This is a genomic window from Paenibacillus sp. JGP012, from assembly GCF_014203995.1.
Classification (GTDB): Bacteria; Bacillota; Bacilli; order Paenibacillales; family Paenibacillaceae; genus Paenibacillus; species Paenibacillus silvae.
Map to the genome: position 1 here is coordinate 183,260 of NZ_JACHKG010000002.1, position 24,262 is coordinate 207,521.

The 24,262-nt window shown below is 50.8% G+C and carries 17 protein-coding genes; 14 read left to right on the plus strand and 3 right to left on the minus strand.

The window, feature by feature from the left end:
• Positions 1–187: 187 nt before the first annotated feature.
• The 10 genes from HNR77_RS03285 (at position 188) to HNR77_RS03330 (ending at position 17,552) form a co-directional block, all read left to right on the plus strand.
• Positions 188–1,402 (plus strand): AraC family transcriptional regulator, encoded by a 1,215-nt coding sequence (locus HNR77_RS03285; protein ID WP_184180739.1) that lies wholly within the window; start codon positions 188–190, stop codon positions 1,400–1,402.
• A gap of 49 nt (positions 1,403–1,451) precedes the next feature.
• Positions 1,452–2,504: an ABC transporter substrate-binding protein gene (locus HNR77_RS03290; protein ID WP_184180741.1), complete on the plus strand. Its 1,053-nt coding sequence runs from the start codon at positions 1,452–1,454 to the stop codon at positions 2,502–2,504.
• Between the two features lie 261 nt (positions 2,505–2,765).
• Positions 2,766–3,626 carry an alpha/beta hydrolase gene (locus tag HNR77_RS03295; protein ID WP_184180743.1) on the plus strand — a complete coding sequence of 287 codons (861 nt, stop codon included), beginning with the start codon at positions 2,766–2,768 and terminating at the stop codon, positions 3,624–3,626.
• 56 nt (positions 3,627–3,682) lie between these two features.
• Entirely contained in the window at positions 3,683–4,468 is a 786-nt protein-coding gene (locus HNR77_RS03300; protein ID WP_184180745.1) for a 2,3-dihydro-2,3-dihydroxybenzoate dehydrogenase, read from the plus strand.
• A 24-nt stretch (positions 4,469–4,492) separates the two neighbouring features.
• A complete protein-coding gene (gene dhbC, locus HNR77_RS03305; protein ID WP_184180747.1) occupies positions 4,493–5,833 on the plus strand; it encodes an isochorismate synthase DhbC in 1,341 nt (446 codons plus the stop codon).
• Positions 5,834–5,836: 3 nt separating this feature from the next.
• Complete coding sequence (locus tag HNR77_RS03310) at positions 5,837–7,453, plus strand: (2,3-dihydroxybenzoyl)adenylate synthase (RefSeq protein WP_184180749.1); 1,617 nt, start codon at positions 5,837–5,839, stop codon at positions 7,451–7,453.
• Positions 7,454–7,546: 93 nt separating this feature from the next.
• Positions 7,547–8,563, plus strand: coding sequence for an isochorismatase family protein (locus HNR77_RS03315; RefSeq protein ID WP_184180751.1), 1,017 nt, complete (start codon positions 7,547–7,549; stop codon positions 8,561–8,563).
• Positions 8,564–8,577: 14 nt separating this feature from the next.
• On the plus strand, positions 8,578–15,816 hold the full coding sequence (locus HNR77_RS03320; protein WP_184180753.1) for an amino acid adenylation domain-containing protein: 7,239 nt from the start codon (positions 8,578–8,580) through the stop codon (positions 15,814–15,816).
• A 12-nt stretch (positions 15,817–15,828) separates the two neighbouring features.
• Entirely contained in the window at positions 15,829–16,065 is a 237-nt protein-coding gene (locus tag HNR77_RS03325; RefSeq protein ID WP_184180755.1) for an MbtH family protein, read from the plus strand.
• Positions 16,062–17,552: an MDR family MFS transporter gene (locus tag HNR77_RS03330; RefSeq protein WP_184180757.1), complete on the plus strand. Its 1,491-nt coding sequence runs from the start codon at positions 16,062–16,064 to the stop codon at positions 17,550–17,552. The genes HNR77_RS03325 and HNR77_RS03330 overlap by 4 nt, the downstream gene beginning before the upstream one ends.
• A 153-nt stretch (positions 17,553–17,705) precedes the next feature.
• Here HNR77_RS03330 and HNR77_RS03335 read toward each other — a convergent pair whose 3' ends face one another.
• Both HNR77_RS03335 and HNR77_RS03340 read right to left on the minus strand, forming a co-directional pair.
• Entirely contained in the window at positions 17,706–18,410 is a 705-nt protein-coding gene (locus HNR77_RS03335) for a 4'-phosphopantetheinyl transferase family protein (RefSeq protein ID WP_184180759.1), read from the minus strand.
• An 82-nt stretch (positions 18,411–18,492) separates the two neighbouring features.
• Positions 18,493–19,365, minus strand: coding sequence for an arylamine N-acetyltransferase family protein (locus tag HNR77_RS03340; protein WP_184180761.1), 873 nt, complete (start codon positions 19,363–19,365; stop codon positions 18,493–18,495).
• Between the two features lie 291 nt (positions 19,366–19,656).
• On the opposite strand from HNR77_RS03340, the gene greA reads away from it, so the two are divergent.
• The 3 genes from greA (at position 19,657) to rlmN (ending at position 23,063) form a co-directional block, all read left to right on the plus strand.
• Positions 19,657–20,133 (plus strand): transcription elongation factor GreA, encoded by a 477-nt coding sequence (gene greA, locus HNR77_RS03345; protein WP_184180763.1) that lies wholly within the window; start codon positions 19,657–19,659, stop codon positions 20,131–20,133.
• 276 nt (positions 20,134–20,409) lie between these two features.
• Entirely contained in the window at positions 20,410–21,765 is a 1,356-nt protein-coding gene (locus HNR77_RS03350) for a sodium-dependent transporter (protein WP_184180765.1), read from the plus strand.
• Between the two features lie 173 nt (positions 21,766–21,938).
• On the plus strand, positions 21,939–23,063 hold the full coding sequence (gene rlmN / locus HNR77_RS03355; protein WP_184180767.1) for a dual-specificity RNA methyltransferase RlmN: 1,125 nt from the start codon (positions 21,939–21,941) through the stop codon (positions 23,061–23,063).
• 107 nt (positions 23,064–23,170) lie between these two features.
• On the opposite strand, the gene HNR77_RS03360 is transcribed toward rlmN, so the two are convergent.
• Entirely contained in the window at positions 23,171–23,611 is a 441-nt protein-coding gene (locus HNR77_RS03360; RefSeq protein ID WP_184180769.1) for a GNAT family N-acetyltransferase, read from the minus strand.
• A 182-nt stretch (positions 23,612–23,793) separates the two neighbouring features.
• Between HNR77_RS03360 and HNR77_RS03365 the strand changes: the two genes are divergently transcribed.
• The gene (locus tag HNR77_RS03365; protein WP_184181267.1) at positions 23,794–24,234 is read left to right on the plus strand and encodes a MarR family winged helix-turn-helix transcriptional regulator; all 441 of its coding nucleotides are present in this window, start codon (positions 23,794–23,796) and stop codon (positions 24,232–24,234) included.
• Positions 24,235–24,262: the final 28 nt, after the last annotated feature.

Sequence of the window (24,262 nt, forward strand, 5' to 3'; positions counted from 1 at the left end):
ATGTTAGATATGAGGAATACGACGAAGATTGTGTATATTTCACCATATATGGATTGACGGTATGAAAATAGTTGTGGTACTTTATTGATAATGATTATCAATATCGTTTAGATCATTTTAATATGTGACTGAATGATTATGTAGCTATATTTCAAGTTAATCAAGCAGTTTTGAAAGGAGTGGCCTCATGTTACTGGAAAATGATTCGCAGTTTACTGCGCACTTGCCTGTTGCCGGCCGCAGTCCCAAGACGAATCTTGCCAACGTTAAAATATACATGGACAAACACTACGACCAGCCGCTATCTATTGCAGAGCTTGCATCGGAGGCAGGCATCAGCCCGAAATATTTCGTAGATTTGTTCAAGAAAACTTACGGTCAGAGCGCAATGGAGTACCTGACGGATCTGCGCATTAACCGCGCCAAGCGATATCTGAAGGAGTCGAACCACAAACTTCGCGATATAGCCCTGAAAGTCGGGTATAGTGACGAGTACTATTTTAGTCGCAAATTTAAAAAGGAGGTAGGCGTATCTCCATCGGATTATGCAAAAAACGCCAAAAAACGGATTGCTACCTGCTCTTCCAGTATGATTGGACAGCTTCTGGCCCTCAATGTCATCCCCGTGGCTGCGCCGATCGACCCCAAATGGACTGCGTATTATTATAATACACTCCGTACAGAGATCCAGTCTCACCTGAAAATGACTGATCCATATACAAGTTGGCGGTTTGAGGCCAATGTGGAGAGACTGGTTCATATTCGTCCTGATGCCATCGTAGGTACAGATCAGATTAGTGAACGGGATCAGGCTCGATTGGCTGATATTGCACCTTGTTGTTTTGTCCCTAAACACGCTTCGGATTGGCGAACACAGCTGCGCATGATCGGGTCATTTCTGGAGAGGGAGGAGCAGGCGGAGCAATGGATACACCTGTATAACCAGCGAGCAGAGAATGCGCGCGAATCGGTACAGAAGGAAGTGGGTCGCGAGAAAGTGATCGTCGTGCGGATCTACAGGCAGAATTTGTACCTCTACAGCAACCCGGGTATTGAAGAAGTGTTGTATGGGGCACTGCAACTGGATACCTTCTCTGATCTTAGTGCCAATGCTCCTTTAACGCTGGAGCAGCTCGTTGAGATGAACCCTGATCGAATTCTGGTCATGGTATGCCCCGAGGCAGCTTCACGAGCGTACTGGCTCAGCTTGCAGCATTCGGTTACATGGCGTCAGCTCAAGGCTATTCGTCAATATCAGGTTCATCTGATCACAGGTGACCCCTGGTTTGATTATTCAGCTGTAGGTGTGATGCGAATGTTGGATGAAGCTTTACTGATCTTCACGGGATATTGTCCAAACATATATCTGGATAACGTCCATGGTGATTCCCGGGCGAGGTGACATATAATCCTTGTAACTAAATGAGAATGTTTATCAAGGGGGATGTCACATGTTTCACGATTTCAAAAGAAGCGAACAACGTTCTGTCGTTAACAAATTCCGCAGCACCCGGCTTTCAGCCCTAATCTTACTAGTGTTGATTACAGGACTGTTGTCCGCCTGTGGGGCAGAGTCCGAGAACAATACCGGAGCGGCTCAGGAGGAGCAGCGTGCAACGGAGAGTTTAACAACGGCCTCGACCGAGACGGCTGTAGAGAAAGATCAGGAGCCAGAAACGACGGGTATCCGAACTGTAAAAGACGACTTGGGGCATGATGTGCTTGTACCTGCGAATACAGAACGAGTATTTGCACCGTATCTGGAAGATTCCCTGTTGACTCTTGGTGTGAAGCCCGTAGCCCAATGGGCGAGTGGTACAAAAGGTCATGTCTATTTACAGGATCAACTCAGTGATGTGCCTACACTTGATTTCTCCAGTGGCTTGCCTTCACCAGAGGCACTGATGTCGTATAATCCGGATTTTATTATTTTGCATACGGCCCAGTATGCGGAGAATGGGGTATATGAGAGTTACTCCAAGATTGCACCAACCTACGTATTTACGAATGCTTCGGGTGACGTAGAGAAGTCTTTGCAGGTCATCGGTGATCTGCTGGGCAAAACGGCTGAAGCCGAAAAGGCTATTGAAACCTACCATGCGAAGGTAGAATCAGCCAAAGCTGAACTTGCGAAAGTAGCCGAAGGCAAGAAAGCAGCCATTATCCGTTTTGCCCCGCGTGGCATCAGCATGATGGGTGGCAACTACTTCAGCGGGTATGTCGTATACGAGCAGCTGGGACTTGGTAAACCGGCATTGGTTGAGACGGAGAATAGCGCCATCGTATCCACCGAGGTATTACCCGAGATCGATGCTGATTTTATTTTTACCGTGGAACAAGGTGCTGGCAATATGAAGGAAATGACGGAAACGAACGTATGGAAAAGCATGCCTGCGGTGCAAGCGGGGCATGTATACGCGGTCGAGTCGGCTCCGTGGCTGGGTAGTGGCCTGATTGCCTATAGTCATGTCATTGATGATACGTTAAAGGCGTTAACACAATAATCTGAATAGTAAAACTCCCTATGAGTGCCGAGAACCGGATGATAGTCCATGGTTCCAGTGTGTACTGAGGGAGTTTTTTGTTGGATAGCCAACACCGCCATATGACATAAATATGGAAATAATCAAAATGATTTCTGGATATCGTCCATGGGACAGTAGGGTCGACTCTTTTATAATTGGTAATGAGAATCAATCTCATATAAAATGTGCAGTTCAATTTTCAACTTATATAAACAGAACAACGAGGAGGCCCCATCCGTAATGACGTTTCAGCCCGATCTAACCCCTTCCGGTAACCTTGAGCATATTGTACGCAGTAACGTTGAAATTCCTCATGCCGAACAATGGACCATGAAATCACGCACAGGGCACCATGACTATCAGATCATGGTATTCAAACCTGTTGAACCTCCGCCCCCATCCGGTTACCCGGTCATTTATTTGCTCGATGCCAATTCCGTATTCGGAACCATGGTGGAAGCCGTTCGTGTGCAGGGACGCAGACCAGAGAAGACAGGGGCAATTCCGGCAATCATCGTAGGTATAGGGTACCCGATCGCGGCTCCCTTTTCTCCTCATCGGTACTACGACTTTACACCAAAAGCAACGACGAAATATACCCGAAGACCCGATGGTACACCTATACCGGAACAAGGCGGCGCTGATGAGTTCTTGCGGTTTATTGAAGAAGAGCTGAAGCCGGATATGGAGCAGCAGTTTCAGATTGATCGGGATAGACAGGCCATCTTTGGACACTCGCTTGGCGGTTTGTTTGTAATTCATGCGTTGTTCACCAAGCCGGAGGCTTTTCGATACTACATCGCGGGCAGTCCCTCGCTGCACTGGAATCAGGAGGTCATGCAAGCGGAGGAACAGGAATTCGTTGCAAGGCTGGGGCAGCATCCGGTACACGTCAGGGTGTGGATTGGTATGGGCGAACACGAGAAGAAACATCCGGCCCGTAACAATGACAAGGCATCGAGTCTTACGGAACGCTTGTCTGCATTGAAGCAGCCAGGGCTAGACATCACGTATACCGAGTTTGAAGAAGAGAATCATGTTTCAGTACTGCCTTTTCTAATTAGTCGTACGTTGCGTTTTGCCTGTAGTCCGGAGTCATAGAAGGCAAGAAATGAAGGACGTTTTAGAAGACGATGGGTCATAAGGAGGTACATGAGGTGAGCTACACAGGAATCGATGGAAACGTGGCCGTGGTCACGGGTGCTGCGCAAGGGATTGGTGAAGCGGTGGCGAGATTGCTTGCACAGTATGGCGCTATCGTTGCTCTGGTGGATCAACAGGAGGCTGTCCTGAGCCAACTGGTCACTGATTTGCATAGTCAGGGCCATCAGGCCATAGCCTGCGTTGCTGATGTATCGGATCGTCAAGCCGTTGAAGATACAGTCCAACAAATCGAAGAGAACGTGGGTCCCATTGGCATTCTCGTGAATGCTGCGGGTGTGCTGCACGCTGGGCCAGTGAGTGAGCTGACGGATGAGGAATGGACGAGGACGTTTGACGTGAATACACATGGTGTATTTTACATGTCGCGTGCGGTCGTGAGAAATATGTCTAAACGCCAAACGGGAGCGGTGGTTACCGTAGGTTCGAATGCTGCGAGTGTTCCGCGAATGCATATGTCGGCATACGCTGCCTCCAAAGCCGCTTCGACCATGTTCACCAAATGTCTGGCGCTGGAGTATGCCAACCAGCACATTCGCTGCAACATTGTCTCTCCGGGTTCAACGGATACACCCATGCAAAGAGCCTTGTGGCAGGAGGAGGATGGAGCAGAGGCAGTGATTGCGGGTTCGCTGCAAACCTTTCGTCTGGGCATTCCGCTGAACAGAATGGCATTGCCATCCGATATTGCGGATGCTGTTATTTTCCTGATATCGGATCAAGCCAGACATATTACGATGCATAATCTGTGTGTGGACGGAGGCGCCACACTCGGCGTCTGAATCAAGATAAGGAGATGATGAGTCATGTCAAAAGCGGGTATGGTTATAGCAGCAACTTCTGCCATAGACCTTCTGGAGCAATATCGGGAGGGCACGTCCTTTTTTTGGTCTTCACCACAGCATACCTTGCTTGCGCAAGGAGAACAGATTCGTTGGTTTGCGAAGGAAACTGCCAGTGCAATTCAATCCACTGTGAATGGCAAGAGTACAGAACAGAAATATAAAGAAGAGTGTCGATTGTTCATTGAGCGGATTCAACAGCTCATGGAGCAGGCGAAGCAATCGGGTCAATCGAACCCGCTGGTGGTGGGGGCAATTCCTTTCGATCCAATCAACTCTGCTGCCGAGCTATATGTGCCAGAGACAGTGCAGTGGGCTGCACCTCTGCCCTCGGAGCCACGTACATTTATCCCCAAACTTCCGGCTGCGGCAGGTTGTGAGGTCGTTGAGGTTCCTGCGGGTACAGTGTACAAGCAAAGCGTGAAAAACATATTGGTTGATCTGAACGAGGGCGATCTGCACAAAGTCGTGTTATCCCGTACGCTGGAGGTAACTTCGCAGACGGTTGTAAACACGCACCAGTTGCTGCTTAACTTGTTCAAGGACAATACGCACGGTTATACATTTGCTGTTCCAATGAGAGATATAGATCAAGTTGAAAATCATGTAACAACGTACAAACAATCCAATAAAACATACACACCGGTTGAAAATAAACCCAGTCGTACCTTCATTGGAGCAAGCCCTGAACTGTTGGTCACTCGCCATGGCTCCAGCGTAAGAGTCAACCCGCTGGCAGGTTCGGCCGCACGCAGTGACGACCCGGCGGAAGATCGTCGCCGAGCAGAGGCGTTGCTGGCTTCAGCCAAGGATCGGCATGAGCATGCCTTGGTCATTGAGGCGGTAGTGATGGCGCTGGGGCCTCTATGTAAACACTTGTCCGTTCCCGCAGAGCCTTCCCTGATCCAGACGTGCACAATGTGGCATCTATCCACGGAAATACACGGGGAACTGATGGACCCTGCTACTACATCAATGGAGCTGGCATTGGCACTGCACCCGACACCTGCTATTTGTGGAACGCCTGTACAGATTGCTCGGGAAGTCATTAAGGAACAAGAGCCGTTCGACAGGGGATTGTTCACAGGAATGGTGGGCTGGTGTGACAGTAAGGGGGATGGCGAGTGGGCCGTAACCATTCGATGTGCCGAAGTGCAAGGTAGAACGGTGAAGTTGTTTGCTGGAGCGGGTATTGTAGCTGAATCTACGGCAGAAGCAGAGCTGGCAGAGACGGATGCCAAGTTCAGAACGATGCTGCTTGCGATGGGTTTGGATTCAACGGTGTCCAATCGGAAGGAGGACTGAGTCATGCTGTCAGGATATCAGGCTTGGCCTGATGAATATGCAGAGCTTTATCGGAAGGCGGGTTGCTGGGAAGGAATTACGTTTGGGGAAATGCTTCGCCAGCGTGCGGATTTATATGGCAATCGGGTAGCCGTTATTAGCGGTAAGCACCAGCTCACGTATACAGAACTGAATGATCGGGTGACTCGATTAGCTTCCGGTTTGTATGGCAAGGGGATACGGAAGCATGACCGGGTCATTGTTCAACTGCCGAATATTACGGCGTTTGTTGAGGTATGTTTTGCTTTATTCCACATCGGTGCACTGCCTGTTTTTGCGCTTCCCTTGCATCGAAAAAGCGAAATCACATATTTCGCCCGTTTCTCCGAGGCTGTATCCTATATCATCCCGGATCACGATGGTGGATTTGACTATCGCACATTGGCGGAGGAGGTACAGGCCGAGGTTCCGGAACTTCGGCATATTTTCGTCACAGGAGAGGCCGGGCCTTTTACCGCGTTGGAAGATGTTTACGCAGAGCCAATCAGCCTGCCGGATGCGCCAACATCCTCAGATGTAGCTTTCCTGCAATTATCGGGTGGAAGCACCGGATTGCCTAAAATGATTCCCCGTACACATGACGACTACATCTACAGCTTGCGGAGAAGTGTCGAGGTATGTGGCCTCCATCCAGATAGCGTTTATCTGGCAGTTCTGCCTGTAGCTCATAACTATCCAATGAGCTCACCCGGCATTCTGGGCACGTTGTACGCCGGCGGTACGATTGTCCTGTCACGGGGATCAAGCCCCGATGAAGCCTTTCCGCTGATTATACGCCATCAGGTAACCATTACAGCTCTGGTGCCGCCGCTGGCTCTTGTCTGGCTGAATGCAGCAGCAGCTCGGGGAATCCGTCTTCCGTCGCTCCAGGTGCTTCAGGTCGGAGGAGCCAAGTTTAGTGCAGAGGCGGCGGCACGTGTCAAACCGGTGTTTGGTTGTACATTGCAGCAGGTGTTTGGCATGGCTGAAGGGCTGGTGAACTACACACGTCTGGATGATTCTGAATACGTCATCACCCATACACAAGGGAGACCGATGTCTCCATATGATGAGGTGAGGATTGTGGATGACGAAGATGTTGAGGTGGAACAGGGACAAGCCGGACACCTGCTGACACGCGGCCCTTATACCATCCGTGGGTATTACAAGGCGGAGGAGCATAACGCCAGATCGTTTACGACGGATGGCTTCTATCGTACAGGAGATATTGCGAGCCTGACGGCTGATGGATATCTCGTAGTTGAAGGACGAGCGAAGGATCAGATTAACCGTGGCGGGGATAAAGTGGCTGCCGAAGAGGTGGAAAACCATCTGCTGGCCCATCCTGGTGTTCATGATGCTGCCTTGGTATCCATGCCGGATGAATATTTGGGTGAACGATCTTGTGCCTTTATTGTGCCAAGCGGTGACACGCTGTCGGTGGCCGAGATCAAATCCTTTTTGCGAAATCGGGGCCTGGCGAGTTATAAAATCCCGGATCGGTTTGAGATGGTGGACGTTTTTCCGAAGACCCAAGTGGGCAAGGTCAGCAAAAAAGCATTAAGGGAGATGTTGACTACCGAGCAAGCTGCATCAAATTAGTAGAAAATTTCAATCGAGATGACGTTGTACTTTATCCGTTAACTGATATGGCTGGACATGATCTGATAAATAAAGCTGAAAAGAGGGATATTCATGGCACTTCCAGTGATTCAACCATATGAAATGCCTGTAGCATCGGAGCTCCCGGTCAACAAGGTTGCCTGGACACCGGATGCAAAGCGTGCAGTACTTTTGATCCACGATATGCAGAACTATTTCATGAATGCATTTACGCCGGGAGCCTCTCCGGTAGTGGAGATGATCGATCATATTACAAAGCTTCGTTCAACGTGTCACAAGCTTGGCATTCCTGTAGTCTACTCGGCTCAACCTGGCGGACAGACACCGGAGGAACGCGGGCTGCAGCTGGACTTCTGGGGTGCGGGCATCGATGGCGGAGCAGTACAAAAAGAAATTGTAGAATCCCTTGCTCCCGCTCCACAGGACACCTTCATAACTAAATGGCGATACAGCGCCTTTCAGAAGACGGAACTGCTTGAGTTCATGCAGAAGCAGGGTCGGGATCAGTTAATTATCTGCGGCATATATGCGCATATCGGATGCCTGATGACGTCCTGCGAAGCATTTATGCGTGACATTCAGGCGTTTCTGGTTGCCGATGCGGTTGCTGATTTTTCGTTGGAAAAACATCGAATGGCGCTGACGTACGCGGCAGAGCGTTGTGCGGTAACACTGACAACCGAACGTTCGGTTTCGTTGCTGAATGCGTCAGCCTCAGCCCAAACTGGAGGTGCAGTTACACCCGAAGCGCGTGATAATGGTCAAGGTGAGGATAAGGAGCAATCAGAAGAGTCCGCGCAATCGGGTGCAGCTGGACAAGAAGGTGTTGATCAAGCAAGGCTGAAAGCATTACAGCTTCAGATTGCCAATCTTTTGCAAGTGCAGCCCGATTCGATTGGAATGCATGATGATCTGGTTCACAGCTGGGGAATGGATTCCATTCGCATGATGAGTCTGGCCGAGCGTTTTCGTGCGGAAGGAGCCGAGGTTACCTTTGTCGATCTGGCGGAGCAGCCAACATTGGCAGCGTGGGTAGCAATTCTGGATAACGCCCAACCGAAAGTGCTGCTGAACGGAGACTACTTTTGAGCGGGGCGGTGCAGTTGTCGCAACGTCGGAACACAGCTTGGCCTTTGTCTTCTGCACAGTCTGGCATCTGGTATGCCCAACAGTTAAATCCCGACAATCCGATGTACAACACTGCCGAGTATGTGGTTATTGAGGGGCAGATCCATCCTGGACTTTTTGAGGAAAGCGTACGTCAGACCGTGATGGAAGCCGAATCACTCAATATGGTGTATGGCGAAAATGAGCAAGGCCCGTGGCAATCGCTGCGCGCCAACATGAATGATTGGACATTCCATGTCATGGATGTCCGTGATCAGGCTGATCCTCATGCGGCTGCGTTGGAATGGATGAAGCAGGACCTGAGACGACCTGTTAATCTGGCGATTGGTCTACTTTTCACAGAGGCTTTGTTCCGGGTGAGTGAGGAACGGTATTACTGGTACCAGCGCATCCACCATATAGCCATTGATGGGTATGGTGTATCCCTGATCACACGCAGGGTCGCCAGCTTGTATTCGGCAAGCATCCAGGGAGAGGGTGCAGCACAGAATACAGCAAAGGCACAAGGTACAACAGCATTTGGCCCGCTCACTTCTGTGCTCGAAGAAGATGATGCCTACTCAGGCTCTATCGAACAAGAAGAGGATCAACAGTTCTGGATTAACCGATATGCAGATGCACCGGATGTTGTGAGTCTGGGTCATCGTGCATCGCTGACTTCAACGGGGTTCCTGCGGCAATGTGCAGTGATTACGCCATCCCAGCGGGAGCAGATGCAAGCAGCAGCGAGCAGGTTTGGTGCGACCTGGTCAGATCTGTGTGTTGCGGCGACAGCCATCTATGTACACCGGATGACAGGGTCAACCGATGTGATTTTGGCCTTGCCTGTCATGTGTCGTCTGGGTTCGGCGTCGCTGCGTGTCCCGGGCATGGTCATGAATGTGCTTCCACTGCGATTGACTGTACATTCGCAGATGGCGTTGTCTGAGTTGATCGGACAGATCGTGATGGAGATTCGGGCTGTACGCAAGCACCAGCGATACCGGCATCAGGATCTGCGGCGGGATCTCAAGCTGCTGGGAGAGAACCGGCGTCTGTATGGGCCGATGATTAATGTGATGCCTTTCCATCATGAATTGAATTTTGCAGGCGCACGCGGCATGATTCATAATCTGTCCACGGGTCCCGTAGATGATCTGTCCATTCATATTGTGGACCAAGGACATCGCCGAGGAATGAGTATTACGTTGGATGCCAACCCTTCCATCTATACCGAATCGGAATTGCGTATGCATCGGCTTCGCTATGAACAGCTCCTGCATTCCATGATTTCAGAAGGATGTGCCAACAAAGCAATTGCACAACTGGACATTCTGCTTCCTGCCGAGCGCAAACAAGTGTTGGAGGGATGGAACCAAACGAATCATGCCGTCGCGGAGTGGAACTCGGCAGCATTATTTGAACAGCAGGTTAGGCGGACCCCTCATGCGACTGCCATAACATTCGAAGGAGAAGCGTTGACCTATGCGGAGTTGAATGAACGTGCGAATCAACTGGCACATGAACTGATACAGGTCTATGAGGCAGGACCGGAGCAGGTGGTTGGCATTGCGATGCCTCGTTCATTGGACGTAGTTATCGCGATTCTGGCTGTTCACAAGACGGGGGCCGCCTATCTGCCGCTTGACCCTGATTATCCCGAAGACCGCCTGATCTACATGATCGAGGATGCCGAACCTTCTTGTGTAGTGACAGTGATGGACAACCTTGCTTATCTTCCGCAGACGTATGGTGTACCGATTCTCGTCATGAATCAACCCGATATTGAACAGGCACTATGCTGTCGGTCTGGAAGCAATCCGGAAGGTGATGATCTGCCGAGCAAAGCATCTCTGCTCAATCCTGCCTATCTGATCTATACTTCCGGTTCCACGGGCAAGCCCAAGGGTGTGGCTGTGACCCATCTGGGACTAGCCAATCTGCTGGAAGACATGAAGACGAGATTGCAGGTCGGTCCGCAGGACCGCTGGCTGTCGGTGACTACGATTGCTTTTGACATCTCCGTACTGGAAATCTTCCTGCCACTGACGACAGGGGCGAGACTGGATATCGCGCCAAAGGACACCATCCTTGATCCGGTCGCACTGGCCGGGAAAATGCGAAAGCAGGAGACTACGATTATGCAGGCTACGCCGACATTATGGAAGTCTCTGGTCATGAGTCGGCCTGGAAGGTTCGACGGGCTAACGGTAATTACAGGCGGAGAAGCTCTGACGGAGGAGTTAAAGCTGTCACTGGAAGGGTTGGGTTGCCAGGTCAATAACCAGTACGGGCCAACCGAAACGACGATCTATTCAACAGCTGCATCGCTGGGGACGGGTCAATCAGGCAAGCCGAATATTGGTGGTCCGGTACGTAACACACAACTCTATGTACTGGATCAGAGCATGCAGCCTGTGCCTCCGGGTGTAGCAGGAGAATTGTATATTGCAGGAGAGGGACTTGCGCGGGGATATTTGGGCCGACCGGATCTGACGGCAGAACGCTTTGTCGCTAACCCTTATGGACAGCCGGGGAGTCGGATGTACCGCACAGGTGATCTCGCTCAATGGTTGCCGGATGGCTCTATTGATTATTTGGGCCGGGCAGATCATCAGATCAAGATCAGAGGTTTCCGCATTGAGCTGGGAGAGATCGAGTCGATCATCGCGAGTTATCCGGGTGTGGCACAGGTTACGGTTATCGCACGTGAGGATCAGCCGGGAAACCCACGTCTAGCCGCTTATATCGTGGCTGAGGCTGGAGAATGTCAGGCTGAAATCAATCTGTCTGATATCAGAGCATGTGTAGCGGATGCATTGCCGGATTATATGGTGCCCTCTGCCTTCATGCTGCTGCCCGAGATGCCGCTGACTCCGAACAAAAAAATTGATCGGAAACAGCTTCCTGTCCCGTCTACGGCATCCAATCCAGCCGGGAGGGAGGCTCGTACACCGCAGGAAGAGATGTTATGCAGCCTGTTTGCCGAAATTCTGGGTGTAGCCAAGGTAAGTATTGATGATGATTTCTTCGAGTTGGGCGGGCATTCCCTGCTGGCTGGTCGAATTATAGCTCGGGTCAGGGAGGTATTTGGCGCAGAGCTGAATATCGGAACGGTGTTTGAATCGCCGACAGTAGCAGGACTTGCCAGAAAACTGGATCAGACCCATTCCGTCAGACCGGTAATTCAGCCTGTCTTGCGCGAGGGGCAGCTTCCGCTTTCCTTTGCCCAGCAACGGTTATGGTTCCTCTATTGCCTGGAGGGGGCTAATCCGACCTACAATATTCCATGGGTTGCCCGGTTGACAGGAAAGCTGAATGTGGATGCTCTAAGAGATGCCTTGCAGGATGTTGTTGATCGCCATGAGACGTTGCGCACATTGTATCCACCAGACCTGGGTGCGGCGAGCCAGCATATTCTTCGTGCAGCCGAGGTGAACCTGAACATGAAATTCACCCGGACTTCAGCTGAGGAGCTTCCAGCATTGCTCTCGGAAGCGTCGGGTTATAGCTTCGAGCTTAGTTCAGAGCCAGGCATACGAGCGGAATTGTTCCATCTGGATGCGGATGAATATGCGCTGCTGCTGCTTGTTCATCATATTGCAGGGGATGGCTGGTCCTTGTCACGGCTCATCCGGGATTTGTCTGAAGCTTATACGGCTCGTCTGAGTGGGGCGGCACCCGATTGGGAGCCCCTGCGCATTCAATATGCGGACTATGCAGTGTGGCAGCAAAGGCTGCTGGGGGATGAGCAGCATAAGGACAGTCTGATCGCGAGGCAGTTCGAGTTCTGGACAGACCGGCTCGCAGGCATACCGGAGCAAGTCACATTTCCGGCAGACTATGCCCGTCCAGTGGTGTCCAGCTACCAAGGGGGCGTTATACCTTTTACAATCAGTCAACCCCTGCATGAGCAACTTATGGTTATTGCTCAGGAAAATAAGACTAGTCTCTTCATGGTTCTTCATGCGGCGTTAACGGCATTACTTACCGGAATGGGAGCAGGAACGGATATTGCGATTGGCACGCCGATTGCCGGACGAAGTGACGATGCGCTGGATGATGTTGTCGGCATGTTCATCAATACGCTGGTGCTGCGTACAGACACTTCGGGTGACCCTACCTTCAGAGAGCTGCTTGCTCGCGTGCGTGAAGCTGACCTGGCTGCTTACGAGCATCAGGATGTACCCTTTGAACGGCTGGTAGAAGTGCTGAACCCATCCAGATCTCGTGCCAAACATCCGCTCTTTCAGGTGATGCTGGTGCTGCAAAATACGCCGGACATCTGTCTTGATCTGCCAGGCATTGAAGCAGACGCTCATATCCGGAGTGTAGGTTCATCCAAATTTGACATGACGTTTGAATTGACGGAGAAAAGGGAGCAGAACGGACAACCAGCGGGAATAGATGGGCTGCTGGAGTACAGTACAGACCTCTATCGTGAATCGACTGCTAGTGAACTGGTGATTCGGCTGTTGCAGTTGCTTGAACAGGCCGTGCAGCAGATGGATATCGGTATTGGCCGATTCGATCTGGTTACACCGACAGAGTACACGCATCTTGAAAAGGAATGGACTGCTGTATTCGATCAGTCTCCACAATGGACGATAGCCGAGCGTTTCGAAGTGCAGGCTGCCGCTCATGCAAGTTCGATAGCCCTCCACTGCGGGAATGACCGTATCACTTACAGGGAACTGAATGTACAGGCAAATCGACTTGCGAGACGTTTGCTCGCAGAGGGTGTAGGAGCGGAACAGATGGTGGCACTGGCCTTGCCTCGTTCCGTGGAGATGGTCGTAGCCATTCTCGCTGTACTCAAAACAGGTGCAGCTTATCTGCCACTTGATCCAAACTATCCGGCAGACCGGTTAACACATATGCTGACGGACGCAGAGCCGAAAGTGATGATTACAAATACAGAGGTATATGCTTCACTGCCGCAGATAGATGGCATTGAATGTATTAACATGGATGATCCGGATACGTTGCGGCAACTGGAATCAATGGATGAGCGGAATCCCGCAGACGATGAACGGAACGCACGGGTAACGCCGTTGAGCCCGGCATATATGATCTATACCTCGGGTTCGACCGGGAAACCGAAAGGTGTTGTGATTCCACACGCGAATGTCATCCGGTTGTTGGATGCTACGCAGCACTGGTTCCATTTTAACGAGCATGATGTGTGGACGTTGTTCCATTCGTATGCTTTTGATTTCTCTGTCTGGGAGATTTGGGGGCCGCTGCTGCACGGCGGACGATTGGTTGTCATTCCGCACGAAATCAGCCGGTCGCCTGGAGCCTTTTTGCAGCTGCTTGCGGAGGAACAAGTTACTGTTCTGAACCAGACACCATCTGCGTTCTACCAGCTCATGCAGGCAGACAGAGAAAATCCGGCCTGGGGACAGCAATTGGCGCTCCGCTATGTGATCTTTGGAGGGGAGGCGCTGGAGCTGGGACGTTTGCACGACTGGTATGAACGTCATGCAGATCATGCGCCAAGGCTCATCAATATGTACGGTATTACTGAAACAACGGTTCATGTCAGTTACAAGGAGCTGCACGCAGGCAGCTCGGCAGAGGGGGCAAGCAGCTGGATCGGATGTGCTATTCCAGACCTGCGCGTTTATGTACTGGATGATCATCTGAGGCCTGTGCCGAACGGGGTAACCGGAGAGATGTATGTGGCCGGGGCTGGTCTGGCTCGCGGGTACTGGGGAAGGCCTGATCTCACGGCCGAGCGATTCGTTGCCGATCCATATGGCCCGGCAGGCACACGAATGTATCGTACAGGAGACTTGGCAAAACGGCTGCACGATGGTTCGCTTGATTATCTGGGACGAGCGGATCAGCAGGTGAAAATCCGCGGGTTCCGCATTGAGCTTGGCGAGATTGAGGCTGTACTGGCAAGACATTCAGGTGTCGCGCAGGCGGCCGTTATCGTTCGTGAAGACCAACCGGGGGATAAACGCCTGGTCGCTTACGTTGTTCCAGCACCGGATGTAGAAGCCGGCCTGGAGACAGCAGCACTCCGAAGGCATGCAGCAGCAAGCCTTCCCGATTACATGGTACCTTCTGCGGTTGTGGTGATGAAGGTTCTGCCGCTTACGCCCAATGGCAAGCTGGATCGTAAAGCATTGCCTGCACCCGAAATACAGCTAACGGTCGATGGCCGAGCGCCACGTAACCCGCAGGAGCAAATTCTGTGTGATTTGTTTGCTGAAGTATTAGGCTTGCGGAGTGTAAGCATAGATGACAGTTTTTTCGAATTGGGCGGCCATTCGCTGCTTGCTGTGCGCCTGATGAGTCGAATCCGTGAAGCAATGGGCATAGAGCCAGGCATAGGCATTTTGTTCGAATCCGCGACGGTAGCTGGACTGGCCGAGCGATTGGAGATGGGAGAGTACTCCGGTGACAGCTCGTTGCAAGTGCTGTTGCCGCTTAGGACGCATGGGCAGCATCTGCCTGTATTCTGTGTTCATCCGGCAGGAGGGCTTAGTTGGTGTTATGCCGGATTAATGAAACATCTGGGCATGGAGTATCCGCTGTACGGGCTGCAGGCAAGGGGCATTGCCGAGTATGAGGAACTTCCAATGACACTGGAAGAGATGACGGCAGATTATATCCAACACCTGCGGTCTGTGCAGCCTGAGGGGCCATATCGTTTGCTTGGCTGGTCACTCGGGGGGAACGTTGCCCAGGCGATGGCTGTGCAGCTCCAGTCCGAAGGAGAGGAAGTAGAGTTTCTTGCCATGCTGGATGCATATCCGAGTCATTATCTTCCCATTCGCGGGGAGCCTGACGAAGCAGAGGCATTAACGGCTCTGCTGGCACTTGGCGGGTACGATCCGGACAGCATTGGAGATGAGCCGCTGAGTATGACTACAGCCATGCGAATACTTCGCAGCGAAGGCAGTGCACTGGCGAGCTTGAGCGAAGAGACGATCCGGAAGCTGCGGAGAACCTATGAAAATTCTGTTCGCATCCTGGGGGCTTATACCCCATCCCGATTCGAAGGGGATTTGATCTTCTTCCGCTCCACCATTATTCCTGACTGGTTTGATCCGATCGAGCCGGAAATGTGGAATGCATTTATTGGAGGATATCTGGAGCGTCATGATATTGCCTGTCGTCACAAAGACCTTTGTCAGCCCGGGCCATTGGAGGAAATCTGCCGTACCCTTGCCGCCAAGCTGGAGATGCTGAACAACAAGCGTAATATTCAACATAAATAGGAGGATAAACGGATGAGCAACCCTTTTGACTATGAAGACAGCAGTTATCTGGTGTTAAAGAATGATGAAGGGCAGTATTCGCTTTGGCCCGCATCCATTGAAGTTCCGAAAGGCTGGACCCAGATGCTGGGTAAGGCCAAACGGCGTGTATGTCTGGATTACATTGCGGAGCAATGGACTGATATGAGACCACTTAGTCTATGTGGCGAAACGGGAATACTGGAGTCACTTCATGAGACTGACGGATGAATTTTGTGTCAGGTTCGAAGAAAATTGTAGGCACGGTCTATGTTCTCGCCATGTTTATCGTTGCGATGGATGCAACTGTATTGAATGTGGCCCTGCGAACGATCAGTGAGGAACTGGGTGTTCCTCCAGCGGCTGCGGGTACTTTAAATGTAGGGTATCTGGTCAGCCTGGCTGTATTTTTGCCTGTGGCGGGATGGCTGGGAGACCGATGGGGGACAAAACGGGTCTTCCTGTTGGCGCTGGCACTGTTTACGTTATCTTCTGCACTGTGTGCTACAGCTGATCAACTGGAGACACTAACGTTTTTCCGTATTTTGCAGGGAGCGGGGGGAGGTCTGCTTACCCCTGTAGGCATGGCGATGTTATTTCGAGCCTTTCCTCCGCAGGAACGGGCCAGAGTATCTCGTATGTTGGTGCTGCCGATTGCCCTTGCTCCTGCTCTTGGGCCGATTGTGAGCGGATTAATTGTGGATCAGCTGTCGTGGCGCTGGATTTTCTATGTTAATCTGCCTGTAGGTATTCCAGCCGTGATCTTTGGAATGCTGTATCTGAAGGAGCATAGAGAACAGGGAACCGGTCAACTGGATCTGCCGGGATGGTTATTATCTGCACCGGGACTCGCACTGTCGATGTATGCGCTAAGTCAGGGACCGCTGCGGGGATGGACATCGCCAATTATTATGGGGGCGGGTCTTACAGGAATACTGCTTCTTACACTGCTCGTTAGGGTGGAGCTGCGCGCGAAACAGCCGTTGCTTGATCTGCATCTGCTGAAGCAACGACTTTTCCGTTACACAGGTCTGGTGTCTGTATGTGGGGCGGCCGGGTTGCTGGGCATGTTATATGTGTTTCCGTTAATGTATCAGCATGTGCTGCATGCCTCTGCGCTGGAGACAGGGCTAACCACATTTCCGGAAGCGATCGGATTAATGATAGCTTCACAGCTTGTTCCATGGAGCCACCCACGTTTGGGCCCCCGCAAGCTCATATCGATGGGATTGATCTGTACGGCAATCATTTTTATTACCCTTAGTCAGATTACAGTGGATACGAACCCATGGTTCATCCGCTTCTTATTGTTCGGTGTGGGCATCTTTCTGGGACAGACCGTAGGGGCGGTACAGATTGCGGCCTTCGCTCAGATTCCGTCTGCTGCTATGGGACGGGCTTCGACCTGGTTCACGGTGCAAAATCGTCTGGGTTCCGCAATCGGCATGGCGATACTCTCGGCTGTTCTGGCGGTTGCAGGTACAACCACGGTGACTGCGACAGGTACACTGGAGCCGAATATGACAGCATACCGTCTGGCTTTGCTAGGAGCAGCTGCATTTCTGTTCATTGGGCTCTGGTTCGCTCTGATGATCCGCGATGCGGACGCAGCGGCTACAATTCGGAAGAAGCCGATTGGCGGGACATCGGCTATGGCGAAGAGTCCCTCCCGGTCAAGGGCAGGGTCCGAGTCCGTGGCAAAGCAGCTGGATCGTTGAAGGATGTAAATGGAGCGAGCAAGCTGCATTTCATGAATACTGTCGATAATCGTATTACAGAAGAAGGAGCGAATCACCGGAGTGTTTTATTACCGGGTGAACTCGCTCCTCTTTTTTAATCCGTCAAAGTTTTTGGCTACGCATGCGCCTTCCTTAGACAAGCTCTGCACATAGACTCTCTACCGTTACGATCTCAGGCTGGGCTGGCAACTCTCCTTCGGCAGCACAGGAGGCGAGCATATGCTGCTCATCCAAAGGGTGACTGTAGAAGCGATGCGGAACGCTTTGCCCATCTTGCTTGCAGCTCCAGTCAAGCTCTCCATGCTCCAGAATATTCGGAAGAATGGCGAAGGAGTTCAGGGGCATTGACAAGCCCATGCCTATAGCTTTAATGTAGCTCTCCTTTAGCGTCCATAGGCGATAGAAGGTATTTAACTGTTGATCGGCTGGCATTGCTGCCAGATACGTATTCTCTTGTGGAGAGAAGAAGCGCTCTGCGATCTGCAGGTCGATCGGACTTATTTTTTCCACATCTACACCGAGTTCATCTGTCCCGCCAGAGATTAGAGCAACCCAGTCCCCGGAGTGGGAGACATTGAATTGCACCTTCGGATCTTGCATAAGACAGGGCTTTCCGTAGGCATTACGTGAAAAAGAAAGCTCCTTCCTTGGCAGTCCAGTTAATTCACTTAACGTCACCCGGGTCAATACCTCACCCAGCACAGAGCGATACGCATCGGCTTGATGTATGAAGCGTGCAGCCTGTACCCGCCGCTCTTCAGAGACGGATGACAGAAAAAGATCCCAGTATGCTTCGGGTATAACAGAGGGTACTTGAAGTACTTGTATCGTTATCATCATTTATCACCTGACGTTGTATTCGGCATGGATGACAGGCTTTCCTCTATATTTATCCTTTTCTGGCGTTTTCCCCAGTATTTCAGGCTAGTTGTGTTCGTTTCCATTCTTCATTCGCAACTTGTATCCGCTCCCACATTTCTCGGCGTTCCTGCTCCGTATAATTCACCAACGGTTCATAGAAAAGCTTGGCTAGTACGTCTTTCCATTCATCATAGGTTTGAATTTCCGTTTTGCTTATGCCTTCGATGCCATGCGTGCGAAGCATACATCCCCGGAGCTCATAGCTGTGGTCTGTATCTCTTTGACGGAGCAAAAATGCGTTATGCCAAGGCGAATCCACGGATTGGCTGTAGAATTCATGCTTGGGAATAAACTCTTCGAGACGGGTAAGCTCTTCGGGATCATAGTCTACTCCCTTACTCGGTCCGTTAGGCTCGTATTCAAGTCTCCATCCACCGGAAACAACGAAAGAAGACATTAATGTATAAGTAAACGGCTCGGAACCATAGGTTCCGTAACGAAGAGGAAGCGGTTCAAAAGGCATGCCACCCAGACCGACATCCACAATCCAACGTTCCACATTCGGGTCCGCATCTGGCAAAGAGACGGACAGACCAAGATGGAACGAGTTCACACGTGGCTGTTCCCCATGTGGCTGAACGCCGGCACGGTGCCAGTGCACTGTATATCCCAGAGACTGAAGCAGCACACTGAATGCGCCATTTAAATGGAAACAGTAACCGCTGCGTCCTTGCAGGATCAGCTGCACGGATTCTCTCAGATCGATGCCTGCAGGCCTGCCCGCAAAAATATCGACCGTTTGCCAGGATAGATGGTGGACATGTGCCTGCTGCATTTCCGCAAGGAATTCCAAAGTGGGCTTCTTGATTGTATTAATGCCTATCCGTTTCAGATAAGCGTGTATTTCAGATGGAGTCAATGTAACATTCATCTCGATCACCTCTCAGTCATATCATGGGTCGCAGGTGAAATGTCGTGAAAGCTGCGCCCTGAATTCATTGTATAAGTGAACGTCTGAAATGCACACACGTGTTTACTCCAATTGTACCGGTACAATTTAAGCAATAGTAAAATATAGAGGTTATAGTGCACGCATACATATTTCGGGTGTGGGCTCATTTCGATCAATGGGAGTTTAATTTCTTTTTCCGGGGTATGTTAACCGTTTGGAGTGGATATAGGTTAGAATAGAGATAGATAGCAGGATTAGGAGATGGAAAACATGGCTAATGATGAAGTAATTTTGACACAGGAAGGCTTGGAAAAGCTGGAGGAAGAACTGAAGGAACTGAAAACGGTGAAGCGCAAGGAGCTTGCAGAACGTCTGAAGCTTGCGATCAGTTACGGGGACCTGAAGGAGAACAGTGAGTATCATTCAGCCAAAGATGATCAGGCATTTATGGAGACCCGCATTCTGATTCTGGAGAAAATGCTGACCAAGGCAAGAGTAATCAGCTCGGACAATATGGACTCCACCAAAGTAAGCATCGGCTCAACCGTGCTGCTGAACGATCTGGAGTTTGCGGAAAAGATTGAATATCAACTGGTCGGTCCTGCGGAAGCAGATGTATCCAACAATAAAATTTCGTATGAGAGCCCACTTGGTAAAGAATTAATGGGCAAAGAGGTCGGCAGTGTGATCCATGTTAATGCACCGATGGGTGTTATCAAATACGAACTGCTGGAGATCAAGATATAAACTGTGCAGTATAGCTGTACTTTTCATACACCTTACTCTATAAAAAGTGGAGATGTTTCAGCGCCTTTCCTTGCATAACGGCGATCTGGAGCGTCTCTTTTTTTGTTGCTGCCTTTGGGTTTCCCCAGCGAAGTTCATGGTTAAGCTATAACTAATTGTTGCATACTGGAATGAAGCCCATATGGTAAATTTTCGACAAATTGTGATTTATGCATGACCTTACACACGGAGTAGTATATAATTACGGGAAAACTTTAAAGTGATGGAGTAGATACAATGAATTTGAGTAAGTCGAACCTGGACCCGAACCAAGCTGGCAAAGGAGAGCGTTTCTCACGTGCCGGTTTCATTCTGGCGGCTATTGGCAGCTCGGTGGGCCTCGGTAACATGTGGAAATTCCCATATATTACAGGTGAGAACGGAGGAGCGGCGTTTTTCCTGCTCTTTATCGTCTGTCTGCTGCTGATCGGTCTGCCTGTCCTGCTTGCGGAGCTTGCGATTGGACGCAGTGGTCGTGGCAGTGCTGCTACCGCTTTTATCAAAGCGGGCGGACATAAAGGCTGGCTCGCAGCAGGGCTGCTGCAAGTGTTAACACCGTTTATCATTCTGTCCTTCTATGTCATTATTGCAGGCTGGACGCTGCATTATGCTGTAACTTCGTTTAGCGGCACTTTGTTTAGCAACGCAGATTATGCCGGACAGTTTAACGCTTTTGTAGGCGGCTATATGCCAATTGTATGGCAACTGGTCGCAGTTCTGATCACAGGCTGGATCGTAGCCAAAGGTGTCTCCAACGGAATTGAGAAGTTTAACAAAATTCTGATTCCAGCGATGCTGGTGTTATTGCTCGTTCTGATGATTCGTGCAATTACATTGCCGGGTTCAGGTGCAGGGGTTTCCTTTTTCCTGAATCCGGATTTCTCTCGGCTCACGACGGAATCGGCACTGGTAGCGCTTGGACATGCCTTCTTCTCGCTGTCGCTGGGCATGGGTATTCTTGTAACGTATGGTTCGTATGTGGACAAAAATCAATCCCTCGGCGCAGCAACGGTTGCCGTCGGTGCGGGAGACCTGCTCTATGCCTTTATTGCAGGTCTGATCATTTTCCCGACAACGTTCTCGTTTGGCATCGCACCGGATCAGGGGCCTTCCCTGGTATTCATTGCACTGCCTGCTGCGTTCTCGGCGATGCCGCTGGGTTTCCTGTTTGCTGGATTGTTCTTTGTTTTGCTGTCGATTGCGGCGCTCACGTCTGCGGTTTCGCTGCTTGAGGTTCCCGTTAAATATTTCATGGAGCGTTTCGCATGGAGCCGTAACCGTGCGGTATGGACCATCTCTCTTGCTGTGTTCATCGTGGGACTGCCCTCCGTTCTGTCGCTGGGGCTGTTGCCAGAGTGGAAGATAGGATCGAAGAGTGTATTTGACTGGATGGACTTCATGGCTTCTAATATTTTGCTGCCTGTCGGCGGATTGCTGGTTACCATCTTTGCGGGGTACTTCTGGAAAACGGCTGCGGAGGCTTCCGGTCTAAGCTCTCGCTGGTTCCGCATCTGGCTGTTTATGCTGCGGTATGTCGCGCCAATTCTTGTTCTGCTGGTGCTGCTGCACACGTCTGGTATCATTCGTTTCTAACGTGTGTGAGAGGTGTTCGCGCTGTTACGCAGATTTACCATGCATAAAACCTCTTGGAAGAAATGCAAAAGCCCTTGTGTTCGCCTGTTAATTTTGGGACAATACAGAGTAGAGGTTTTTTGGGTAAGACAACCGATGAGCCATATGCTTTTTTGCGAAAAGAGGTTTATACCATGATTAAATCATCCATATATGGATTAACATTAGAGCAATTACGTGACTGGCTGCCCGAGCATGGGCAGAAGAAATCCCGCGCTTCCCGCATCTGGGAGTGGCTGTACCAGGAGCGGGTGCATGATTTTGCAGGCATGTCCGATGTGCGTCAGGAATGTCTGGATGTACTTGCGGAGCATTTTACAATGAACTCACTCCAGGAGCATGTGAAGCAGGAGTCTTCGGACGGTACGGTGAAATTCCTGCTCCGTCTGCAAGACGGCAACCTGATTGAAACGGTGCTGATGCGGCAAAAATACGGCTTGACCGTCTGCGTGACAACGCAGGTCGGCTGCAACATCGGCTGCAGCTTCTGCGCGAGCGGACTGATCAAGAAAAGCCGTGATCTCTCCGCTGGCGAGATTGTGGAGCAGATCATGCATGTACAGCGGCATCTGGATGCGGCTGGACAAGGTGAGCGCGTTACGAACGTTGTGGTGATGGGCATCGGCGAACCGTTTGACAACTTCGAGCATATGAGCAACTTTATCGAAGTGATCAAGGATCGCAAGGGGCTGGCGCTGGCTGCGAAACGGATCACGGTATCCACAAGCGGTCTGCCGGACAAAATCAAGGAGTTTGCAGACAGCAGTCTGCAAGTCAACCTGGCAATATCCCTGCATGCCCCGAATAATGAGCTGCGTACACAGATCATGAAGATCAACCGGGCCTTCCCGATTGAACAATTGATGGATGCTGTCGATTATTATCTGGAAAAAACAAACAAACGCATTATGTTTGAATATATTTTGCTTCGGGATGTGAACGATCAGCGGGAGCATGCGGCCGAGCTGGCTGAACTGCTGTCCAGCCGCAAGAGCATGGTCAGCGTGAACCTGATTCCGTACAATCCGGTGGATGAGCACAGCCAGTATCAGCGGAGCACCGAGGAATCCATTCTGGGCTTCTATGATACGTTGAAGAAGAACAACATTAATTCAACGGTGCGTATGGAGCATGGTACAGACATTGATGCCGCCTGCGGACAACTGCGCAGCAAACAGATGAAGAACAATGCGGAAGCCAAAGCAGAAGAGGGCAAGTCTGATGTGAAAACAGATGCAAGCCGTCTGGCTATGGGTTAAGCTTTTCAATTAGCACAGCAACACCACATAATCAATATGAATAGTCAAACGCCTCTATCCCTTTACCACTGAATGAAGTGGAGGGTAGAGGCGTTTTTGGTTATGCGTTATTTCAGCTGTTTTGTCATCAGCAGATGGGGAATGCCATCCTCCATAAACACATCGGAAGCGGGAGCGTAGCCCAGACGTTCATAAAAGCCGGAAGCCTGTACTTGTGCGTGCAGCTTGGCCTTTTTCAGTCCGTCCGCGAGTGCCATTTCCTCCAGCTTGTTGATCAACACACGGCCCAGACCATGCTTGCGGTAATCCAGCATGACACAGATGCGCTCCAGCTTGGCGACGTGTTCGACGATGCGCAGTCTGGAGGAGGCAGCCGGCACCCCGTCCGCATAGAGCAGGATATGGCGCGCTTCCGTGCCTAACGCATCATATTCATCAAATTCATCCGCTGCAGACACCCCCTGTTCTTCTACAAAAATCGCAGTCCGAATGGCAAAACAAGCATCAAGCAGGTCTTGGCTGTCTGCATCGACAATTGTTATATTCATCAATTAATTCTCCTTCGCATGATCGTAATATCGCAATGAATGCGAACGTGATAAACTAGTGTAGTTATACCATCAATTATGTTGCGAATGCAACAATTTTATATAGGAGTGTGAGCGCTGTGAATGAACCTAATGAATCACTTGCACTTGATGAGCCAAGAGAGGTGCTGCGTGAGATTGGCATGATTGCTCGTTGCCTGGACTCCATCAGCAACGTTGAATTCCAGCATCTGAATCTGTCCCGGGGGCAATATTTGTATTTGTACCGCATCTGCGAGAATCCGGGCATTATTCCGAACCAGCTGGCTGAACTGATCAAAGTGGATCGTACAACTGCAGCCCGGGCCATCACCAAGCTCGAATCGGATGGTTTCATAGTCAAACAGCCTGCATTGGGTAATAAGAAGAATAAGGTGCTGTATCCAACAGCGGCAGGGCTGGAAGCATGGGAGTTTATTCGCAGAGAAGGCGTCCACTCGGACCAGGTGACATTGGATGGATTGACAGAGGAAGAGATTCAGACAGCGATACAGCTTTTGCGCAGAATGAGGCATAACATCGAGGTGGACTGGAAATTTGTCAAAAAAGGCGGCCGCCGCTCATACATGGATCACCATGAATAAGCGCACACTTTGGATAAGACCTGCTTCT